This window comes from Streptomyces sp. NBC_00122 (assembly GCF_045160845.1).
GTDB lineage: Bacteria > Actinomycetota > Actinomycetes > Streptomycetales > Streptomycetaceae > Streptomyces.
Map to the genome: position 1 here is coordinate 4788030 of NZ_CP108191.1, position 20760 is coordinate 4808789.

Consider the following 20760-nt stretch of genomic DNA (forward strand, 5'->3'; position numbering starts at 1 on the left):
TAATCTCGGGCCCATGGCCTCACGTACGTCCGGCAAGGGTTCCCAGAGCACCGCGGGCACCGCGAAGGGCCGCACCGGCCGTACGTCGGCGCCGGCGAAGAAGGCGGCTCCTGTGCGCAAGCCTCCCGCGAAGAAGGCCGCCGCCAGGCGCGCCCCCGCCAAGAAGGCCGCGCCCAAGCCCGCGCCGTCCCCGACCGGGGGCGTGGTGCGGCTGGTGCGCGCCGTCTGGCTGGGCTGCGCGCACGCGGTCGGCGCGATCTTCAGGGGGATCGGCCAGGGTGCGAGGAACCTCGATCCCGCCCACCGCAAGGACGGTGTCGCGCTGCTGCTGCTCGCCCTCGCGCTGATCGTGGCCGCCGGGACCTGGTCGAACCTGAGCGGTCCCGTCGGCGATCTGGTCACCATGCTGATCACCGGTGCGTTCGGACGACTGGATCTGCTCGTGCCGATCCTGCTCGGCGTCATGGCGGTGCGCTTCATCCGCCATCCCGAACAGACCGACGCCAACGGCCGGATCGGGGTCGGGCTGTCCGCCCTCGTCATCGGGGTGCTGGGCCTGGTCCACATCGCCTGCGGGGCGCCCGGCCGGGACGAGGGCACCACCGCGATGCAGAACGCGGGCGGGCTCATCGGCTGGGGCGCCTCCAAGCCGCTGATCTTCACCATGGGCGCGCCGCTGGCCGTACCGATGCTGGTGCTGCTGACGGTCTTCGGGCTGCTCGTGGTCACCGCGACCCCGGTCAACGCGATCCCGCAGCGGCTGCGGCGGCTCGGCATCAAGCTCGGCATCATCGCCCCGAACGAGTACGACGAGGGCTACGGGGAGGCCGAGGCGGGCGCCGACCGACACGATGCCGAGCAGTGGCGGGCTCGTGGCGGCGCCGGCGCCGGTCCCGCCGATCCGGTGGACTCCGCCGAGGAGGAGGCCCTCGCGCGGCGGCGCCGGCCGAAGCGGGCCCCGTCCCGGCCGGCCATGGACCGGGAGATGGACGCCGTCGACGTGGCCGCGGCCGCCGCCGCCGCGCTGGACGGCGTGGTCTACGGCGGGCTGCCCCCCTCGCCGCTCGTCGCCGACCTCACCCAGGGCATCTCCGCCCCGCGGGAGCCCCGGGAGAACACCGCTCCCGTGCCGCCCGCCCGCGAGGAGCGCCCCGTACCGTCCGCGGCGCCCGCCGCCGAGAAGCCGCACGCCACCACCGCCGCGGCCTCCGGGACGCTGTCGGTGCCCGACCTGACCAAGGCCCCGCCGGAGACCCAGCCGCTGCCGCCGCGCGCCGAGCAGCTCCAGCTGCGCGGGGACATCACGTACGCGCTGCCCTCGCTGGACCTGCTGGAGCGGGGCGGGCCGGGCAAGACCCGCAGCGCCGCCAACGACGCCGTGGTCGCCTCGCTGACCAACGTCTTCACGGAGTTCAAGGTCGACGCGAAGGTCACCGGCTTCACCCGGGGCCCGACGGTCACCCGCTACGAGGTGGAGCTGGGCCCGGCGGTGAAGGTCGAGCGGATCACGGCACTGGCGAAGAACATCGCCTACGCCGTGGCCTCGCCGGACGTGCGGATCATCAGCCCGATCCCGGGCAAGTCGGCGGTCGGCATCGAGATCCCGAACACCGACCGCGAGATGGTCAACCTGGGCGACGTGCTGCGGCTCGCGGACGCCGCCGAGGACGACCACCCGATGCTGGTCGCGCTCGGCAAGGACGTCGAGGGGGGCTACGTCATGGCCAACCTCGCCAAGATGCCGCACGTGCTGGTGGCCGGAGCCACCGGTTCCGGAAAGTCCTCCTGCATCAACTGCCTGATCACCTCCGTCATGGTCCGCGCGACCCCGGAGGACGTGCGGATGGTGCTGGTGGACCCCAAGCGGGTGGAGCTGACGGCGTACGAGGGCATCCCGCACCTGATCACGCCGATCATCACCAACCCCAAGCGGGCCGCCGAGGCGCTCCAGTGGGTCGTGCGCGAGATGGACCTGCGCTACGACGACCTGGCCGCCTTCGGCTACCGGCACATCGACGACTTCAACCAGGCCATCCGGGACGGCAAGATCAAACTGCCGCCGGGCAGCGAGCGGGAGCTCAGCCCGTACCCGTACCTGCTGGTGATCGTCGACGAGCTCGCCGACCTCATGATGGTGGCCCCGCGTGACGTGGAGGACTCGATCGTCCGCATCACGCAGCTGGCGCGCGCGGCCGGCATCCACCTGGTGCTGGCGACCCAGCGGCCGTCGGTGGACGTGGTCACCGGCCTGATCAAGGCGAACGTGCCCTCGCGTCTGGCCTTCGCCACCTCCTCGCTCGCGGACAGCCGGGTCATCCTGGACCAGCCGGGCGCGGAGAAGCTGATCGGAAAGGGTGACGGGCTGTTCCTGCCGATGGGGGCGAACAAGCCGGTCCGCCTGCAGGGCGCCTTCGTCACCGAGGACGAGATCGCCGGGATCGTGCAGCACTGCAAGGACCAGATGGCGCCCGTCTTCCGGGACGACGTCACGGTCGGGCAGAAGCAGAAGAAGGAGATCGACGAGGACATCGGCGACGACCTGGACCTGCTGTGCCAGGCTGCGCAGCTGGTGGTCTCCACCCAGTTCGGCTCCACCTCGATGCTCCAGCGCAAGCTGCGGGTGGGCTTCGCCAAGGCCGGCCGGCTCATGGACCTCATGGAATCGCGTGGAATCGTCGGCCCGAGCGAGGGTTCGAAGGCGCGCGACGTCCTGCTGAAGGCCGATGAGCTGGACGGAGTGCTCGCCGTCATCCGAGGAGAGACACAACCGTAAGGAAACGGCGGGCAACCGTTTCCCTTGGGCCCGCGTCCAGTTGAAGGAAGGTGGCGACACCGCGTACGGCATCACGTACGGCGCGGGACCGCCGCACCGGAGGGGATGCTTCCGCGCCATTCGGATGGCGTAGGAAGTGCACCCTCCGGTTGCTCCACCCTTTCGTCACCCCCCTAGACTGGACATCCAGCAGGTGGCTACACGCTCGAAAGGCGCACTCGTGTCCATCGGCAACTCCAACTCCCCCGAAGAAGAGCGGCCTTCGACCGACGACCGGTCCGAGGACCGCATCGTCGAACGCTCCGTCGAAGGACCGTCCATCGGGACGGCCCTCAAGAAGGCCCGGATCGCCGCCGGGCTCACCGTCGAAGAGGTCAGTTCCACCACCCGCGTGCGCATCCCGATCGTGCACGCGATCGAAGAGGACGACTTCACGCGCTGCGGCGGCGACGTCTACGCCCGCGGTCACATCCGTACGCTCGCCCGCGCCGTACACCTCGATCCGGAACCCCTGGTCGAGGCCTACGACGCGGCTCATGGCGGCCGGCCGGCACCCACCCCCGCCGCGCCGATGTTCGACGCCGAGCGGATCCGCCCGGAAAGGCAGCGGCCCAACTGGACCGCCGCCATGGTCGCCGCCATCGTCGCCGTGATCGGCTTCGTGGGCTTCACCGCCTTCGGCGGCGGCGACGAGCAGACCAAGCGACCGGTGGCGGAAGGTTCCGCCTCCCCGAAGCCCGCGCCCAAGCAGTCCGGCGGCAAGCCGGCTGCCCAGCCCCCGCAGACCCCGCAGGCACCCAAGCCGGAGCCTTCCGACAGTGCCATCGCCGCCGCGCCCAAGGACCTCGTCACGGTCGTCCTGACGGCCGACACCGGCGAGAGCTGGATCTCCGCGAAGGACCACAGCGGCCGCCTGCTCTTCGACGGCACCCTCGCCCAGGGTGAGTCCAAGACCTTCACGGACAAGGAGTCCGTCGACCTCGTGCTCGGCGACGCCGGCGCCGTGAAGCTGTTCGTGAACGGCAAGGAGATCAAGGACGAATTCCAGTCGGGTCAGGTGGAACGTCTCACATACACGAAGGAAGACCCCCTCCGAGGACAGCCCCAGGCGGGCTGACCCGAGGCCGCCCTAGGGCGGAACGCTTTGATCCGGATCCCCGGGGTGCCGCACCGCACCCCGGGGATCTTGTTGTAAGGGGACTTGGGGCGGGGGCCGCCGCCGGGACGAAGTAGTCTTGAGTCCATGCCCGAACGCCGTACCGTCGCCCTTGTCACTCTTGGCTGCGCCCGTAACGAGGTGGACTCGGAGGAGCTCGCAGGCCGCTTGGCGGCGGATGGCTGGGAGCTCGTCGAGGACGCCGCCGATGCGGACGTAGCCGTCGTCAACACCTGCGGCTTCGTCGAAGCCGCCAAGAAGGACTCCGTAGACGCCCTGCTGGAAGCCAACGATCTCAAGGATCACGGCAAGACCCAGGCCGTCGTCGCCGTCGGCTGTATGGCCGAGCGCTACGGCAAGGAACTCGCCGAAGCGCTCCCCGAGGCCGACGGAGTCCTCGGTTTCGACGACTACGCGGACATCTCCGACCGCCTCCAGACCATCCTGAACGGCGGCATCCACGCCTCCCACACCCCGCGCGACCGGCGCAAGCTGCTGCCCATCAGCCCGGCGCAGCGCCAGGACGCCGAGGTGGCACTTCCCGGCCACGCGCAGGAGCCCGCCGAGGCCCCCGCCGACCTGCCGGACGGGCTCGCGCCCGCCTCGGGCCCGCGCGCGCCCCTGCGCCGCCGCCTGGACAAGAGCCCCGTCGCCTCGGTCAAGCTGGCCTCCGGCTGCGACCGGCGCTGCTCCTTCTGCGCCATCCCGTCCTTCCGCGGCTCCTTCATCTCCCGCCGCCCCAGCGACGTGCTGGGCGAGACCCGCTGGCTGGCCGAGCAGGGCGTCAAGGAGATCATGCTGGTCTCCGAGAACAACACCTCGTACGGCAAGGACCTCGGCGACATCCGGCTGCTGGAGACCCTGCTGCCGGAGCTGGCCGAGGTGGACGGCATCGAGCGCGTCCGCGTCAGCTACCTCCAGCCCGCCGAGATGCGGCCCGGCCTGATCGACGTACTGACCTCGACCCCCAAGGTCGTGCCGTACTTCGACCTGTCCTTCCAGCACTCGGCCCCCGACGTGCTGCGCGCCATGCGCCGCTTCGGTGACACCGACCGGTTCCTGGAACTGCTGGACACCATCCGCTCCAAGGCCCCGCAGGCCGGCGTCCGGTCCAACTTCATCGTCGGTTTCCCCGGCGAGAAGGAGTCGGACTTCGCCGAGCTGGAGCGTTTCCTCACCCACGCCCGCCTCGACGCCATCGGCGTCTTCGGCTACTCCGACGAGGACGGCACCGAGGCCGTCACCTACGACCACAAGCTGGACGAGGACACCATCGCCGAGCGGCTCGCGCACATGCAGCGGCTCGCCGAGGAGCTCACCTCGCAGCGCGCGGAGGAGCGGATCGGGGAGACCCTGGAGGTACTCGTCGAGACCGTCGTCCCCCTGGACGAGGCGGAGGACGGCGAGGGCGCCTACGGGCGCGCCGCCCACCAGGCCCCCGAGACCGACGGCCAGGTCGTCTTCACGGACGGCACGGGACTGGTCCCCGGGCGTATCGTCACGGCGAAGGTGGTCGGCACCCTGGGTGTGGACCTGGTGGCCGAGCCCCTGGGCACGGAATTTGAGGAGGCGGCCGGATGACCGGAGTCCCGGCATCTGCGGCGGGCGGGACCGGCCGTCGGCCCGCGCCCGGCGCGAAGCTGGGAGCCGCGGCGGTCAATCAGGCCAGCCTGTGGAACATCGCCAACATCCTGACGATGATCAGGCTCGTGCTGGTGCCGGGCTTCGTCTTCCTGCTGCTGGCCGAGGGCGGCTACGACCCGGCCTGGCGTGCCTGGGCCTGGGCGGCGTTCGCCGTCGCCATGATCACGGACATCTTCGACGGGCACCTGGCCCGGACGTACAACCTGGTCACGGACTTCGGCAAGATCGCCGACCCCATCGCCGACAAGGCGATCATGGGATCCGCGCTGATCTGCCTCTCCTGGCTGGGCGACCTGCCCTGGTGGGTGACGGGGCTGATCCTCGGGCGCGAGCTCGGGATCACGCTCATGCGCTTCTGGGTGATCCGCTACGGAGTGATCCCGGCCAGCCGGGGCGGCAAGCTCAAGACCCTGGCGCAGGGAACGGCCGTGGGCATGTACGTGCTCGCGCTGACCGGCGCGCTGGCGACCATGCGCTTCTGGGTGATGGCGCTCGCCGTCGTGCTGACCGTCGTCACCGGTTTGGACTACATCCGGCAGGCGGTCGTACTGCGTCGCCAGGGTCTCGCCGCGGAGCGGGCCGCGACGTGACAGACGCGGCGGGGGAATCTTCCTGTGGCTGAGGGTGGAGCCGGAACGGCGGCCGCGGCCACGGAGGTTCTGCGGTTGCTCACGGAGAGTGGCCAGACCCTCGCCGTCGCCGAATCGCTGACGGGCGGCATGGTGGCCGCGGAGCTCACCGCGGTCCCCGGGGCCTCGCGGTCCTTCCTCGGCTCGGTCACGGCGTACGCCACGGAGCTCAAGCACCGGGTCCTCGGGGTGGACGCCGGGCTGCTGGCCGCCGAAGGTGCGGTGAACGCCCAGGTCGCGGCGGAGATGGCGGCCGGGGTGCGGCGCGTGATGGGCGCTTCGTGGGGGATTGCGACGACGGGAGTGGCCGGCCCGGACCCGCAGGACGGGCAGCCGGTCGGCACGGTTTTCGTCGCCGTGGAGGGCCCGGGGGGCAGGAAAACGGCCCGGCTGAGGTTGAACGGCTCCCGTGCGGAAATCCGTAGGGAGAGTGCACGGACAGTGCTCGAACTGCTCTCAGGCCAACTTCGTGAGAATGCGCGGGGGCAGGATACGGAACACAACGGGGGGATTTGATGTTTGCAGCCCTGAGTGAACACGACATCGCTCCCCGCACGGCCGCGGCGCGAGGCGGTACGGTGGGGCGTGAAGGATGCGGCTACACGGTCAGAGGAGGGAGCCACCGATGATTCTGCTCCGTCGCCTGCTGGGTGACGTGCTGCGTCGGCAGCGCCAGCGCCAGGGCCGTACTCTGCGCGAAGTCTCCTCGTCGGCCCGAGTTTCGCTCGGCTATCTCTCCGAGGTGGAGCGGGGGCAGAAGGAGGCATCCTCCGAGCTGCTCTCCGCGATCTGCGACGCGTTGGACGTACGGATGTCCGAGCTGATGCGCGAAGTCAGTGATGAACTGTCGCTGGCCGAGCTGGCACAGTCGGCCGCGGCAAGCGAACCGGTCAGTGTGCCGGTCCGCCCGATGCTCAATTCGGTTTCCATGACTTCGGTCGCGGGACCGGAGCGGGTGACCATCAAGGCGCCTGCGGAAGCGGTGAATGTCGTAGCCGCGTGAGCGAGCACGTGAGCGTGTGAGTGTGGCCGGAGCCCCGGCCGGTGCGTGAAGCACCGGCCGGGGCTCCCGGCCGTTCTGGGTGCGGCGGCGGGAGGGGTGCGGGAGGATGGGGCCGTCCGGGTCCCGGCCCCAGGGAGGTAGCCGTGCGGCGGTTACTGCGCACGCCTGTGGCTTCGGCCCTGGCGCTGGCGGTGGGGGTGTTGTGGTGGTGGGCCGTGCTGCGGCTGCTCCTGGCGCCTGCGGAGTCCGGGCCCGTGGAGGGCGCGGTGGCGGTGGGCGGGTGGGGGCTGGGGCTGCTGCCGGTGCACTGTGTCCCGTGCCCGGTGCGCAAGGCCGCCGGGGCGACCAGGGCTACCAGGGCATCGACACTCCGCCGTTCGGGCGAAGGATCTGGCCCGTCATGAAGGACGAGGCGTCCGAGGCCAGGTAGAGCACGGCCCGGGCGACGTCCTCGGGTTCGCCGACCCGGCGCAGCGGGGACATGCGGATCATCATCGCCTCGGTCTGTTCCTGGACCTCGGGTGCGTGGCGGCCGGTCATCGGGGTACGGATCCACCCGGGGGCGACGGCGTTGACGCGGATGCCGTGCGGGCCGGCCTCGGTGGCGAGCGTCTTGGTCAGCTGGACGACGGCTGCCTTGGCCGCGCTGTAGCAGAGCAGGCCGGGCTGGGCGGCGTCCACGGCTCCGGAGGCCATCGTGACGATCGAGCCGGGGCGCCCCGCCTCGATCATGGATCGCGCGGCCTCCTGGCATGTGCGCAGGACTCCCTTGAAGTTGATGTCCAGGATCCGGTCGAGGTCCTCGTCGGAGGTCTCCAGGACGCTGCTGGTGTGCATGACCCCGGCGATGGCGGCGGCGATGTCGAGCGGGCCGGCGGCGGTGACGGCGGCCCGCAGGGCCGCCCGGTCGGTGACGTCGAGCGGGTGGACGGTGGCGGCGCCGTGGCCGGCCTTGCCGACGAGGGCTGCCGTCTCGGCGAGGCCCTGTTCGTCGCGGTCCGCGCAGTGCACGTGCGCGCCCGCCCCGGCGAGGAGGACGGCGGTGGCGCGGCCGATGCCGCTGGCGGCGCCGGTTATCAGGGCGGTGCGGCCGGTGAGGTCGTACGAGGCTGTGGGCATGCCGGGACCGTACGAGCGGATCTGACGGTCCGTCAACTAGCCTGTCGGGCCGGATTGGCAGCGGGGGCACCAGTACGTGGGGCGGCCGTCCTGGGGGGCCTCGCGGATCGGGGTGCCGCAGCGCAGGCAGGGCCGGTGGGCGCGGCCGTAGACGAAGAGGTCCTGGCCGGGGCGGCGGCTGCCGGTGGTGTTGCGGGGGCCCGGCCGCTCGCCGGTGTTCGCGGACAGCAGGCGGTGGGCCGCGGCGGCGAGGCGGGGGAGGGCGGTCTCGGGCAGGGCGCCGACCGGGGTCCAGGGGGTGACCTGGGCCAGGAAGCAGAGCTCGGCCTTGTAGATGTTGCCGATCCCGGCGAGGTTGCGCTGGTCGAGCAGGGCCTCGCCGAGGGGGCGCTCGGGGGCGGCGAGGAGGTTGGCGGCGGCCCGGTCGGCGTCCCAGTCGGGGCCGAGGAGGTCGGGCCCGAGGTGGCCCACCGCCTGGTCCTCATCGGCGGTGCGGATGAGCTCCAGGACGGGGAGGCGGTAGCCGACCGCGGTGTGGTCGGCGGTGCCGAGGATCGCCCGGATCTCGTGGGCGGGGCCCCCGTGCCACTTCGCGCCCGCGGGGAAGACGTGCCAGGCGCCGTCCATGCGCAGGTGGCTGTGGAGGGTGAGCCCGCCTTCGAAGCGGGCCAGGAGGTGTTTGCCGCGAGGGGTGACGTCGAGGGTGGTGCGGCCGGTGAGGTCGGCGGTGGCGAAGCGGGGGACGCGCAGGTCGCAGCGTGTGAGTTCCCGGCCGGCCAGAGCGGTGTGGAGGCGGGTGGCCGCGCGCCGGATGCTGTCACCTTCGGGCATGGCCCCATTGTCACCCTGCGGGGCTGCGGGGCTGCGGGGCTGCGGGGCTGCGGGGCCGTGGGGGCCGTACGGGACGAGCCCCCGCGGCGGGGTGCCGTCGCGGGGGCTCGTCCGGGTGTGCCTTCAGGTGGAGCGCAGGGCGGGGTGGCCGCTGCTACTTCCAGACGAGGCCCTTGTTGTTGCTCAGCGAGTTGTACGGCTCGCCCCAGTACTCGGCCGCGGAGACCTTCGTCTGGGCCGACGGGGCCAGGGCCACCGCGCAGCTGGTCTGCGTCTGGCCGTTGGTGAAGCCCTTCGGCAGCGATTCGTTCGGGCACTTCTCGAACTTGCCGATGACCGACAGGCCCTGGGCCTCGCTGCCGTCGCCGAGCAGGCCCTTGATGTGGCCCACCGAGGAGAACGACAGGTCCGTCGTGCCGGTGTTCTTGACCGTGTAGCGGATGTAGTACGGAACCTTCCCGCTGACCTTGTCGCCGAGCTTCATCGCGTCCAGGTCCGAGAGGGTGCCCTGCTCGATCGCGGTGACGGTGATGGCGATCTGGCCGCCCTTGTTGCTCCCGTAGCTGAACGGGACCGTCGCGGCCTCGCCGAGCTTGAAGGTCTGGCCGGACTTGGCCGTGCCCGCCGCACCGGCGGGGGCGTCACCGTAACCACCGGCCGACGGGCTGCCCGAGGTGCTCGGCTGGGCCGGCTGCGAGGGCTGGGCGGACGGGGCCGAAGAGGCCGGAGCGGACGGCTGCGCCGGGAGCTCCTCGTTGCCGCTCTTGCAGCCGGTGAGGGCCAGGGTTCCGGCGACCGCCAGGCCGACCGCGCCCAGGGTGGTTTTGCGCATGCTGATGGTGCTCACTTTTCTTCTCCCCCATGACTACGCATCGTCCAGCGCGATGCCTGTGATCATCTTGATAAAGCATGAATAAGGATCACTGCCAGCTGAGTCGGGGGCGGCAGCCGTTTCGTGACATGCCCAAGACATAAGTGGCTCAGTCGAGACCGTACGGAGCCATCAGGAGCGCAGGCGCAGACCTCTCGGGGTGGCGTGGAAACCGGCCGCCTCCAGGGCGCCGCCCAGGGGCGAGATCAGGGCCGCGGCAGTGTTGATCCGTTCCACCGTGAGGGCCGGGAGGGTGCCCGTGCGGGAGGCTGTGGCGAGGGCTTCGACGGCCGCGGTGAGGCGCGGGTCGCCGGGGTCCGGCCAGGCCAGGAGGGTCTTGCCGCCGCGCTCCAGATACAGGGTGAGCTCGCCGTCGACCAGGACCACCAGGGAGCCCGCCTTGCGGCCGGGCTTGTGGGTGGCTCCGCCCGGCGGCTCCGGCCAGGGCAGCGCCGCGCCGTACGCGTTCGCCGGATCGGCGGCGGCCAGCACCACCGCCGCCAGCGGGGGCGGGGTCCGCTCGGCGGCCCGCAGGCGGTCCACCGCGCCGTCCATCGCGAACTGGGCCGCGCCGAGCCCCTCGACCACATAGCCCCGGCGGGCCTGGCCGCTGTCCTCGAAGGCCGACAGGACGCGGTAGACCGCGCTGAAGCCGCCTTCCACCCCTTCCGCCGCGACCGCGCCCCGGGTCACCACCCCGTGCCGGTCCAGCAAGGTGCGGGCCAGGGCATGGGCCCGGTGGGTCGGGTCGGGGGCTTGCGAGGGCAGGAGCGACCAGCGGCCCGAGACCGTGGGCGGGCCGGTACGGGACACGGTCGCGCTGAGCGTGCCGTACCGCCCGCGCGGGACCGTCCGCCGGGCCCGGTGGGCCGTCGAGCCGGCGGTGCGGCCCGAGCCCAGCAGGGCCCGCAGGGGGCTCAGGGTGTCGTTCGTGAGCCGGCCCGACCAGGCGAGGTCCCACACCGCCTCGGAGAGCGCGACATCGGACACCTCGGGGAACGCCGCGCGGACCGCCTCGGCGATCTGGCGGAAGAACAGGCCGTACCCGCCCGACAGCCGGTCGAGGACCGCCTGGTGGAGAGGGGTCAGCTCCAGGGGGTGCGGCGGGGGCAGGAGCAGCGGGGCCGTGTCCGCCAGGTAGAGGGAGATCCAGCCGTCCTTGCCCGGGAGCGCGCCGGCGCCCGCCCAGACCACCTCGCCCGCGGTGGTCAGCTCGTCCAGCAGTCCGGGGGAGTAGCCGCTCACCCGGGACGGGAGGATCAGACGTTCCAGCGCGGAGGCCGGGACCGGGGCGCCCTGCAGCTGCTCGACCGCCCGGGCCAGGCCGTCGATGCCGCGCAGGGCTCCGCCCAGGTGCTGCCACTGCGGGAGGAAGGTGGCCAGCGAGGTCGGCGGGACCGGTTCCAGTTCCTGGCGCAGCGCGGCCAGCGAACGGCGCCGGAGCCTGCGCAGCACCGTCGCGTCGCACCACTCCTGGCCGATGCCCGCCGGGTGGAACTCGCCCTGGACCACCCGCCCGGCCGCGGCGAGCCGGTGCAGGGCGCCCTCGGTGACCGCCGGGCCGAGGCCGAAGCGGGTCGCGACGGCGGCCGTGGTGAACGGCCCGTGGGTGCGGGCGTACCGGGCCAGCAGATCGCCCAGCGGGTCCTTGACCGGCTCGGTGAACGCCTCCGGGACGCCGACCGGCAGCGCCGTGCCCAGTGCGTCCCGCAGCCGGCCGGCGTCCTCGATCGCCGCCCAGTGGTCGGTGCCGCCGATCCGGACCTGGATGGCGCGGCGGGCCGATGCCAGCTCCCGCGCCCAGGCCGGATCGGCCCCGCGCTCGGCCAGCTGGTCCTGCGTCAACGGGCCCAGCAGGCGCAGCAGGTCGGCCACCGATTCGGGGTCCTTGGCCCGCCGGTCCTCGGTGAGCCACTGGAGCTCCCGCTCCAGCTCCTCCAGTACCTGCGCGTCGAGCAGTTCGCGCAGCTCCGCCTGACCGAGCAGCTCGGCCAGCAGGCGCGAGTCCAGCGACAGCGCGGCCGCCCTGCGCTCGGCCAGGGGCGAGTCGCCCTCGTAGAGGAACTGGGCGACGTACCCGAAGAGCAACGAGCGGGCGAAGGGGGAGGGTTCGGGGGTGGTGACCTCGACCAGGCGGACGCGGCGTGCCTCGATGTCCCCCATCAGCTCGGTCAGGCCGGGCACGTCGAAGACGTCCTGGAGGCACTCGCGTACGGCCTCCAGCACGATCGGGAAGGAGCCGAACTCCGAGGCCACCTGGAGCAGCTGGGAGGCGCGCTGACGCTGCTGCCACAGCGGGGTGCGCTTGCCCGGACTGCGCCGGGGCAGCAGCAGCGCGCGGGCCGCGCACTCGCGGAAGCGGGAGGCGAACAGCGCCGAGCCGCCGACCTGTTCGGTGACGACCTGGTTGATGTCACCGTGGTCGAAGGCGACATCGGCCGCGCCCAACGGGGCCTGCTCGTCGTCGAACTCGAAGCCCGCGGGACGTGACGGGTCGTGGTCCAGGAGGTCCATGGACAGCAGGTCGGCGTCGGGGAGGCGGAGCACGATCCCGTCGTCGGCGTGCATCACCTGCGCGTCCATGCCGTACTTCTCCGCGAGGCGGGCGCTCAGCGCCAGCGCCCACGGGGCGTGCACCTGCGCGCCGAAGGGAGAGTGGACGACCACCCGCCAGTCGCCGAGCTCGTCGCGGAAGCGCTCGACCACGATGGTCCGGTCGTCCGGCACGTGGCCGCAGGCCTCGCGCTGCTCGGCGAGGTACGCCAGGACGTTCTCGGCGGCCCAGGCGTCCAGGCCGGCGGCCAGCAGCCGTAGCCGGGCGTCCTCCTCGGTGAGGCCGCCCAGCTCGCGCAGGAACGCGCCGACCGCGCGGCCCAGTTCGAGGGGGCGGCCCAGCTGGTCGCCCTTCCAGAACGGCAGCCGGCCGGGCACGCCGGGCGCCGGGGTGACCAGGACGCGGTCGCGGGTGATGTCCTCGATCCGCCAGGAGGTGGTGCCCAGGGTGAAGACGTCCCCGACGCGCGACTCGTAGACCATCTCCTCGTCGAGCTCGCCGACGCGGCCGCCGCCCTTCTTGGGGTCGGAGCCCGCGAGGAAGACGCCGAACAGGCCGCGGTCGGGGATGGTGCCGCCGGAGGTGACCGCGAGACGCTGGGCCCCCGGCCGGCCGGTGACCGTCCCGGCGACGCGGTCCCAGACGACCCGCGGTCTGAGCTCGGCGAACGCGTCCGAGGGGTAGCGGCCCGCCAGCATGTCCAGCACCGCGGTGAACGCCGACTCCGGCAGCGCGGCGAAGGGCGCCGCCCGCCGCACCAGGGCCAGCAGGTCGTCCAGCTGCCAGGTGTCCATCGCCACCATCGCGACCAGCTGCTGTGCCAGGACGTCCAGGGGGTTCGAAGGGATCCGGAGGGACTCGATCGAGCCGGTGCGCATCCGCTCGGTGACCACCGCCGCCTGCACCAGGTCACCCCGGTACTTGGGGAAGACCACACCGGTGGAGACCGCGCCCACCTGGTGCCCGGCGCGGCCCACCCGCTGGAGCCCGGAGGCCACCGACGGCGGGGACTCCACCTGCACCACCAGGTCCACGGCGCCCATGTCGATGCCCAGCTCCAGGCTGGAGGTGGCGACCACCGCGGGCAGCCGGCCCGCCTTCAGGTCCTCCTCCACCAGGGCCCGCTGCTCCTTGGAGACCGAGCCGTGGTGAGCGCGGGCCAGCAGCGGCGGGGCGCCCCGGGCGGCGCCGGACTGCGCCATGACCTCCGCCGGGGGAGAGCCCTCGGGCAGCTTCTCGCCCACGGCCCGCTCGTACGCGATCTCGTTGAGCCGGTTGCAGAGCCGCTCGGCGAGGCGGCGGGAGTTGGCGAACACGATCGTGGAGCGGTGCGCCTGCACCAGGTCCGCGATCCGCTCCTCCACATGCGGCCAGATGGAAGGCTTGTCCCCGCCCTCCCGGCCCTCGGTCGCCGGAGAGCCGCCCAACTCGCCCATGTCCTGCACCGGGACGACCACCGACAGGTCGAACTCCTTTGTCGACGGCGGCTGGACGATCTCCACCCTGCCGCGCGGCGCGAGGTACCGGGCCACTTCGTCCACCGGCCGGACCGTCGCCGACAGCCCGATCCGGCGTGCCGGGCGCGGCAGCAGCTCGTCCAGCCGCTCCAGGGACAGGGCCAGGTGCGCGCCGCGCTTGGTCCCGGCCACGGCGTGCACCTCGTCCAGGATCACGGTCTCGATCCCGGTCAGGGCGTCCCGGGCGGCCGAGGTCAGCATCAGGAACAGCGACTCGGGCGTGGTGATGAGGATGTCCGGCGGTCGGGTGGCCAGCGCCCGCCGCTCGGCCGGCGGGGTGTCGCCGGAGCGGATCCCGACCCGGATCTCGGGCTCGGGCAGACCGAGGCGGACGGACTCCTGGCGGATACCGGTCAGCGGGCTGCGGAGATTGCGCTCCACGTCCACGGCCAGGGCCTTCAGGGGCGACACGTACAGCACGCGGCAGCGCTTCCTCGGCTCGGCCGGCGGCGGGACCGAGGCCAGCTGGTCGAGGGCGGCGAGGAAGGCGGCCAGGGTCTTGCCCGAGCCGGTGGGCGCCACGACCAGCACGTCCGCCCCCTCCCCGATGGCCCGCCAGGCGCCTTCCTGCGCGGAGGTGGGCGTGACGAAGGCCCCTGTGAACCAGGAGCGGGTCGCGGGGGAGAACGATGCGAGCGCGGAGCCGGACATGCCCCCATCGTGCACCCCGGCACTGACAACGGGCCGGACCTGCGGGAACACCCCTTCCGGGCCGGAGGCCGCCGCCCGGCCGTGACCGGGGGAGGCGCAGAATGGGGGGATGGGGACGGACGAGGGGCGCCGGGAGTGGGCCCGGCACTGGCAGTACCCGGAACTGCCCGGGCTGGACCTGCTGCGCGCCCACTACGTACGCCACACCTTCCCGCGTCACGCCCACGACGGGTACGTCATCGCGGCCGTCACCGGCGGCATCGAGGAGATAGGGCTCCCCGGCGGCACCGTACGGGCGGGGCCGGGCAGCGTGGTCCTGATCAACCCGGAGGTGGCGCACACGGCGCGCGCGGGTGTGCCCGAGGGCTGGGCGTACGCGACCCTCTACCCCTCCCGCGCGCTGATCACCGAGGTCGCCGCCGAGATCGGCACCCTGCGCGGGACCCCCGGTTTCACCGCCGACATGGTCGCCGACCCGCAGGGCTCCCAGGCGATCGCCGAAGTCCACCGGGCCGCCGAGGCCGGGAACGCGCTGGCGGCCGACACGCTGCTGCGGGGCGTGGTGGCGCGGATGCTCCGCAGCCACGCCGGCCCGTTGCCCGGCCGTACGGTACGGCGCGCGGGCACCGCCGACGCCGAGCGGGCCCGTGCCGTCCTGGAGGGGCGCCTCGCGGACCCGCCGTCCCTGGAGCAGCTCGCGGCCGAACTGGGCACCAGCCCCTTCGCGCTGCTGCGCGCCTTCCGCGACCGCTACGGCATGCCCCCGCACACCTGGCTGACCGACGCCCGCGTCCGCCGCGCGCGCCGCCTGCTGGACGCGGGCACCCCGCCCGCGGAGGCGGCCGTGGTGGTCGGCTTCACCGACCAGCCGCACCTGAACCGGCACTTCACACGGATCGTGGGGGTGCCGCCGGGGGCCTATCGGCGCGGTCGAACAGGCGGCGCCGCTTGACCGGCGCGGGCCATACGGCCGCGGCGCCGAGGTGGTATCCCAGTTCCCGGTAGGCGTCGAACTGGGTGTGGTCGAACCACTGGTCCATGGTGCTCTGGCGCGGGAACGCCTTCTCCTTGAGGGCGTAGCTCAGCAGCTCGTACGGCATGTCCGGGGTCAGGCTGGCCTTCGCGAAGATGATGGTGCCGCACCTGGAGCCCGGCTTGCCCTCCTCGAACTCCACGTCCTCCGGGTACTTGATGACGCCCTTGACGAGGCAGTTCGCGGAGAACCGCGTGTTGAGGGCGGCCATCGGCTCCGTCGGCTCCAGCTTCTCGGCGCTGCCCGGCACCAGCTTCAGCACCTCCTTCTGGTCGAAGGTGATCTGCACGCCGAGGTCCTCGTAGGCGAGCGTGACCGCCTGGGCGAGGGTCGTGGCCAGCGGGGGCGAGTCCCCCGAGGAGTCGATCACGTACACCGTCCGGCAGCGCAGCCGCAGCAGCTCCACCAGGCCCAGGTTGTCGAAGTGCCCGCCGTCGGTGCACAGCAGCATGGGGCTGGAGTCCGAGTACCGGCCAATGAGTTCCTGGAGCTGGTAGCGCAGCCGGCGCACCCGGGGCAGCCTCGGCATGACCCAGTCCGGGCCCCGCAGGGCCACCTCCGCCAGGTACAGCGGGTTGGGCACCCACGTGCCCAGGCGCAGGTTGGACAGGGCGAGCAGCCGTTGCGCGGCCATCGACTGGGTGCCCATCGCCGAGGCGAACGCGGCACCGGAGACAGCGACGGCCGATTGCACGGTGAGGTCGCGGCCGACGAGCGGGGGCGCCGTGTCCTCCATCGTGGTCGTCCGTACCCACCCGGTGTCCGGGCCGCCCACGTAGTCGTGGGAGAAGGTGAACGGCACCGCGGGCCGCCCCGGCGCGGTGCGGTTGCGCAGGGACAGGGCTGCCGAGGCGACGAAGATGGTCTGCGGGAACGTGCCCCTGTCGCCTTCCACGCGCCTGCCGTGCGTGGACAGTTTGGTCTGCTCGGCGTTGTAGTCGTACGGCAGGGCGCCGACCGAGCCGTCGCGCAGCACGGCCCGGCGCACCGCGAACGCGCCGGCCAGCCGCTGCCGGTAGAAGGGGTGCAGGCTGAAGGTGGTCTGGTCGACGGCGAGCGCAGAGAAGAGCAGCAGGGCCGCCAGGCCCCACCGCCACCACCCGCTCCAGTCGCCCGCGTAGACGGCGGCCCAGGACAGCAGCGCCAGACCGAAGAACGCGACGAGGGTCAGCACCAGCCAGACCACGAGCGTCTGCGCCCAGCCGGCGCCGGTCTGGGTCACGATCGAGCTGGCTCCCGAGAACCGGCCGGCCTTGCCGCCGTCCGGTCTCACCTTCGTCACCCGGTCCTTGGTGGCGGTGAACAGACCGCCCAGTCCGGTCGCGGCGGCCGTCAGCGCACCGAAGATCGAGATGCCCTTGGGGCCCTCGGGGAAGACGTCCTCCCGATTGGCCAGCCAGGCGAAGAACCACAGCACCGTCGGCAGGATCACGGCGAACACGGCGATGGCCGCCGCCACCGCCAGGATGAACTTCACGGTGCTGCGCACCCAGGCCGGGCGCGACTTCCCCTCGCGCCCCCTGACCAGCGACGCCACCACGGACACCACGGCGGCGAGTGCCACGAGGGCGACGAGGGGCGTCACCAGTTCGTCGTGCAGCTGGTCGGACAGCGAGGGGAAGGAAGCGGCCGGGTCCGTCCGCAGCCGGTCCAGATCCGTCAGCGGGACGCGATGGTAGAACGCGCTCAGATAGACGCCGACGACGACGAACGCCAGCGCCAGCAGACCCAGCGACACGCACAGGCCGCGCAGGATGATGCCCGCCGCCAGCAGTTTTTCCCTCGGGCTGTCCGCCAGGTACTTCGCGTGCCGCCGGATGTGGTCCTCTTCGGGGCTGCCGGGCGCGAACACGTCGCGCACGGTGGCGAGACGGGCGTCGGCGAGATACGCCGGCTGCTCGTCGGTAAGGGCGAGCTGGAACGCCCCGGACGTGTAGCCGCCGCCCGAAACGGACACCAGATAGCGGGCCTTGGCCAGCACACCCCCCTCGCGCAGGGCCTGCAGCGCGCCCAGGGTGACCGATGCGGACCGGATGCCGCCGCCGGAGACGCAGATGCCCACCTCCGCCGGTTTCCGCCCGGGCAGTTGGAGCGCGCGGGTGCGCCAGCGTTCCTTGGCGCTGTCCGGCGGTTCCGCCGTGACGGCAGGATCCGGCCACTCGCTCACGGGTGTGGTGGCGTGCGGCGCGGCGGGCGGAGTGACGATGTCCGGGTCGTCCCAGGGCTCACCGCGGTTCGCGAGCTCGTGGGCCTTCTGCACGAGCGGGGTCCGGGGGAGGGGAGGCGTGCCCGACGGTGCGGTCCCGGCGGTCTTCACCGCGGCCCTGGGGAACAGGAGGATCCGGGCCGCCAGCGTGAGGGCGATCCACAGCGCCGCCACCGTCACCGGTCCGACCAGCGCCCACTTCAGCAGCGCGCACCAGGACGCCTTTTGCCAGTCACCGTCCGCGCCCGTGCCGAGCCCGTCCAGGGCCCGGTAGAGGAGGATGTTCTCGCAGACGTCCGCCGCGGCCGTCACCCCGGTGACGGCGAGGCCCCGGAGCATGAATCTCCGCGACACCTTGCGGTACAGGAAGCAGCTGCCCAGACCGAACACCGCGAGCAGCGCCAGCGTGTATCCCGGGATGAAGAGGAACGAATCGAGCCGCAGGGCCCGGCGGAACGGCTCGCGGTGTCCGCCGGGAAGCGGGCACCACAGACTCTGCCCGTAGATGATCCGGCAGGCCCGGTCCCAGCTGCCCGCGAGCTGGAGCGGCACCTCGTCGGGGAGCGTTCTGTGCCGGTCGACGTACAGGACGATGAGAACGCCCCCGGCGATCAGGCCGATGCAGCACAGCCATGCGGCCCACTTGGCATATGAAGGACGTACAACAACTCGTGTCGGAGCACTCTCCATGCGCCCACCGTAGCGATGTGGGTGCGGAGCGTGACGATGCGCGCGCAAGAACGTACAAGACCCGGACGCCGTGCCCTGCGTAGCTTCGGGGCGTGGAAGAACGTCAGACTGTGATTCAGGAGGCCCCCGAGGGGGTCGCCGCCGGGCGGCCGCGCGCCGCCGTCGTACGGGACGCGCTCGGCGTGGGGGTGGCGGTCGGGCTGTCCGGGTTCGCGTTCGGGGTGACCGCCGCGGGAGCCGGGATCAGCGTGCTGCAGGCCTGCGTACTGAGCCTGCTCGTCTTCACCGGCGCCTCGCAGTTCGCGCTGGTCGGGGCGCTGGCGGCCGGTGGCAACCCGTTCACGGCCGCCGCCGGGGCCTTCTTCCTCGGGACGCGCAACGCCTTCTACGGGCTGCGGCTGTCGCAACTGCTCGCGCTGCCGCGCGCCGTACGGCCCTTCGCCGCGCACTGGGTCATCGACGAGACCACCGCCGTGGCGCTCGCCCAGCGGGACCGCAGGTCGGCCCGGCTCGGGTTCACCGTCACCGGCCTCAGCCTCTACGTCCTGTGGAACCTGACCACCCTGCTCGGGGCGCTCGGCGCCGAGGCCATCGGGGACACCGCCGCGTGGGGGCTGGACGCCGCCGGACCCGCCGTCTTCCTGGCCCTCCTCGCGCCCATGCTGAAGACCTCCACCGAACGGGCCGTCGCCGGGCTCGCGCTCGTCCTCGGACTGGGATTCCTGCCCGTGCTGCCCGCCGGGGTGCCCGTGCTGATCGCCGCGCTGGCCGCGCCCGCCGTGCTGTGGATGAAGGGACGCCGCTCGTGAACGTCTGGATCGCCATCGGACTCACCGTCGTCGGCTGCTACGCCGTCAAGCTCGCCGGGCTGCTCGTACCCGCCGGGGCCCTGGAGCGGCCGCTGGTGCGCCGGCTGTCCGCCCTGCTGCCCGTCGCCCTGCTCGCGGCGCTCACCGCCCAGCAGACCTTCAGCACCGGGCACGAGCTCGTCCTCGACGCCCGCGCCGCCGGTCTCGCGGCCGCCGCGCTCGCGCTGCTGCTGCGGGCGCCGTTCCTCCTCGTGGTCGCGGCCGCCGTCGTCGTCACCGCGGGGGTACGGGCCCTGGGCGGCTGACCCCGGCCGGCAGGCGCCCGTACGCGCGCAGCGTCAGCAGGGCCTCCAGCGTGGCGATCGGGCGCCGCTCCAGCGAACTGCCCGGCGCCCACGCCCTGCGGCGTACCGGCCAGCCGCCGTCCGGCTGTTGCTCCGCGGCCAGGAAGTCCAGCGAGCGGCGCAGCTCCTCGTCCGTGAACCAGCCGCGCGCCAGCGACTCCGGCCGCCTCGCGAAGTCGTGCGGGAAGAGCTGCTCGCCGGGCGCGTAACCGGGGGCCGCCGGGTACTCCGCCCGCCGCACCGGATCGAGCACCGCGAGCCGCCGCTCGCGCACCAGCCGCCCCAGTCGGTCCGCGGCCGCCACCGCCCGCGCCCGGTCGGGGGCGCCGTCGAGGAAGGCCACCGCGCTCTGGACCTCGTACGGATGCGAGCGGTGCAGGCTCTCGACCCGGTCCCAGCAGAAGTCCGTGGCCCGGAAGAGCCAGGCGTGCCAGATCCGGTTGCGGTGCAGCAGGCCGACGACCGGGCCCGTGGTCAGCAGCTCGCCCGGAGGGTCGTCGTACACCGGGTGGTAGGGGGCGGCGGGGTAGCCGTGCGGGGCCGCCGACACCACCGGAAGGGCGCCCTCCGGGGTGGAGACCCGGGTCAGGTGGCGGCAGAGCCTCTCGATGCGCTGCCCGGTGCAGCGGCCCAGGCTGTCGAGGACGCGCAGCGCGTGCGCGGTGTGCAGCGGGTGGCTGAGCGGGCCGCGCAGATCCGGATCGAGGGCGTGTCCGTAGCCGCCGTCGTCGTTGAGGTAGGAGCCGAGGGCGGTGTCCACCGCGTCGGCGTCCCCGCCGAGGAAGTGGAACGCGAACCGCCGCTGCTCCAGCACGCGGGCCGTGAGCCAGATGAACCGCTCGGCACGGGGCAGCGGGGCCGTGGCCGCCACGGCGGCCGCTGGGGGAGCTTCGTCTCCAGGCATGCGAGAAACCGTAGGACGCCGTGGTG

At 72.8% G+C, this 20760-nt stretch carries 15 protein-coding genes; 9 read left to right on the plus strand and 6 right to left on the minus strand.

What is annotated here, in order from left to right:
• Nucleotides 1–13 precede the first annotated feature (13 nt).
• The 6 genes from OG737_RS22765 (at nt 14) to OG737_RS22790 (ending at nt 7205) form a co-directional block, all read left to right on the plus strand.
• A complete protein-coding gene (locus OG737_RS22765) occupies nt 14–2773 on the plus strand; it encodes a DNA translocase FtsK (protein ID WP_405921913.1) in 2760 nt (919 codons plus the stop codon).
• A gap of 220 nt (nt 2774–2993) precedes the next feature.
• Nucleotides 2994–3890 carry a helix-turn-helix domain-containing protein gene (locus OG737_RS22770; protein ID WP_405921914.1) on the plus strand — a complete coding sequence of 299 codons (897 nt, stop codon included), beginning with the start codon at nt 2994–2996 and terminating at the stop codon, nt 3888–3890.
• Between the two features lie 126 nt (nt 3891–4016).
• Nucleotides 4017–5510 (plus strand): 30S ribosomal protein S12 methylthiotransferase RimO, encoded by a 1494-nt coding sequence (rimO, locus tag OG737_RS22775; protein WP_328927972.1) that lies wholly within the window; start codon nt 4017–4019, stop codon nt 5508–5510.
• The gene (pgsA, locus tag OG737_RS22780; protein ID WP_328927973.1) at nt 5507–6163 is read left to right on the plus strand and encodes a CDP-diacylglycerol--glycerol-3-phosphate 3-phosphatidyltransferase; all 657 of its coding nucleotides are present in this window, start codon (nt 5507–5509) and stop codon (nt 6161–6163) included. The genes rimO and pgsA overlap by 4 nt, the downstream gene beginning before the upstream one ends.
• 24 nt (nt 6164–6187) lie before the next feature.
• Nucleotides 6188–6718, plus strand: a complete 531-nt coding sequence (locus tag OG737_RS22785; RefSeq protein WP_405921915.1) for a CinA family protein — start codon at nt 6188–6190, stop codon at nt 6716–6718.
• Nucleotides 6719–6827: 109 nt separating this feature from the next.
• Complete coding sequence (locus tag OG737_RS22790; RefSeq protein ID WP_328927975.1) at nt 6828–7205, plus strand: helix-turn-helix transcriptional regulator; 378 nt, start codon at nt 6828–6830, stop codon at nt 7203–7205.
• A gap of 351 nt (nt 7206–7556) precedes the next feature.
• Here the strand turns inward: OG737_RS22790 and OG737_RS22795 are convergent, their stop codons facing one another.
• The 4 genes from OG737_RS22795 to OG737_RS22810 all read right to left on the minus strand — a co-directional run bounded on the left by OG737_RS22795 (nt 7557) and on the right by OG737_RS22810 (nt 14748).
• Nucleotides 7557–8324, minus strand: coding sequence for an SDR family NAD(P)-dependent oxidoreductase (locus tag OG737_RS22795; protein ID WP_405678260.1), 768 nt, complete (start codon nt 8322–8324; stop codon nt 7557–7559).
• 36 nt (nt 8325–8360) lie between these two features.
• On the minus strand, nt 8361–9155 hold the full coding sequence (locus tag OG737_RS22800) for a DNA-formamidopyrimidine glycosylase family protein (protein ID WP_328927978.1): 795 nt from the start codon (nt 9153–9155) through the stop codon (nt 8361–8363).
• A gap of 154 nt (nt 9156–9309) precedes the next feature.
• Nucleotides 9310–10002 carry a hypothetical protein gene (locus tag OG737_RS22805; RefSeq protein ID WP_328927979.1) on the minus strand — a complete coding sequence of 231 codons (693 nt, stop codon included), beginning with the start codon at nt 10000–10002 and terminating at the stop codon, nt 9310–9312.
• A 156-nt stretch (nt 10003–10158) separates the two neighbouring features.
• The gene (locus tag OG737_RS22810) at nt 10159–14748 is read right to left on the minus strand and encodes an ATP-dependent helicase (protein ID WP_328927980.1); all 4590 of its coding nucleotides are present in this window, start codon (nt 14746–14748) and stop codon (nt 10159–10161) included.
• A 109-nt stretch (nt 14749–14857) separates the two neighbouring features.
• Here OG737_RS22810 and OG737_RS22815 point away from each other — a divergent pair, with 109 nt between their 5' ends.
• Entirely contained in the window at nt 14858–15700 is an 843-nt protein-coding gene (locus OG737_RS22815; RefSeq protein ID WP_328927981.1) for an AraC family transcriptional regulator, read from the plus strand.
• Here the strand turns inward: OG737_RS22815 and OG737_RS22820 are convergent.
• Complete coding sequence (locus OG737_RS22820; protein WP_405678256.1) at nt 15636–18677, minus strand: hypothetical protein; 3042 nt, start codon at nt 18675–18677, stop codon at nt 15636–15638. The genes OG737_RS22815 and OG737_RS22820 overlap by 65 nt on opposite strands.
• A gap of 92 nt (nt 18678–18769) precedes the next feature.
• On the opposite strand from OG737_RS22820, the gene OG737_RS22825 reads away from it, so the two are divergent.
• Nucleotides 18770–19486 carry an AzlC family ABC transporter permease gene (locus tag OG737_RS22825; RefSeq protein ID WP_405678254.1) on the plus strand — a complete coding sequence of 239 codons (717 nt, stop codon included), beginning with the start codon at nt 18770–18772 and terminating at the stop codon, nt 19484–19486.
• A complete protein-coding gene (locus OG737_RS22830) occupies nt 19483–19791 on the plus strand; it encodes an AzlD domain-containing protein (RefSeq protein ID WP_328927983.1) in 309 nt (102 codons plus the stop codon). Before OG737_RS22825 ends, OG737_RS22830 begins: the two co-directional genes overlap by 4 nt.
• On the opposite strand, the gene OG737_RS22835 is transcribed toward OG737_RS22830, so the two are convergent.
• Nucleotides 19760–20734 carry a hypothetical protein gene (locus OG737_RS22835; protein WP_328927984.1) on the minus strand — a complete coding sequence of 325 codons (975 nt, stop codon included), beginning with the start codon at nt 20732–20734 and terminating at the stop codon, nt 19760–19762. The genes OG737_RS22830 and OG737_RS22835 overlap by 32 nt on opposite strands.
• Nucleotides 20735–20760 lie beyond the last annotated feature (26 nt).

What these genes read in the sequence shown, in the direction of transcription:
- OG737_RS22835 (WP_328927984.1), bottom strand. Translation starts at nt 20,734, where the DNA reads ATGCCTGGAGACGAAGCTCCCCCAGCGGCCGCCGTGGCGGCCACGGCC.
- OG737_RS22765 (WP_405921913.1), top strand. Translation starts at nt 14, where the DNA reads ATGGCCTCACGTACGTCCGGCAAGGGTTCCCAGAGCACCGCGGGCACC.
- OG737_RS22815 (WP_328927981.1), top strand. Translation starts at nt 14,858, where the DNA reads ATGGGGACGGACGAGGGGCGCCGGGAGTGGGCCCGGCACTGGCAGTAC.
- pgsA (WP_328927973.1), top strand. Translation starts at nt 5,507, where the DNA reads ATGACCGGAGTCCCGGCATCTGCGGCGGGCGGGACCGGCCGTCGGCCC.
- OG737_RS22810 (WP_328927980.1), bottom strand. Translation starts at nt 14,748, where the DNA reads ATGTCCGGCTCCGCGCTCGCATCGTTCTCCCCCGCGACCCGCTCCTGG.
- rimO (WP_328927972.1), top strand. Translation starts at nt 4,017, where the DNA reads ATGCCCGAACGCCGTACCGTCGCCCTTGTCACTCTTGGCTGCGCCCGT.
- OG737_RS22795 (WP_405678260.1), bottom strand. Translation starts at nt 8,324, where the DNA reads ATGCCCACAGCCTCGTACGACCTCACCGGCCGCACCGCCCTGATAACC.
- OG737_RS22800 (WP_328927978.1), bottom strand. Translation starts at nt 9,155, where the DNA reads ATGCCCGAAGGTGACAGCATCCGGCGCGCGGCCACCCGCCTCCACACC.
- OG737_RS22790 (WP_328927975.1), top strand. Translation starts at nt 6,828, where the DNA reads ATGATTCTGCTCCGTCGCCTGCTGGGTGACGTGCTGCGTCGGCAGCGC.
- OG737_RS22820 (WP_405678256.1), bottom strand. Translation starts at nt 18,677, where the DNA reads ATGGAGAGTGCTCCGACACGAGTTGTTGTACGTCCTTCATATGCCAAG.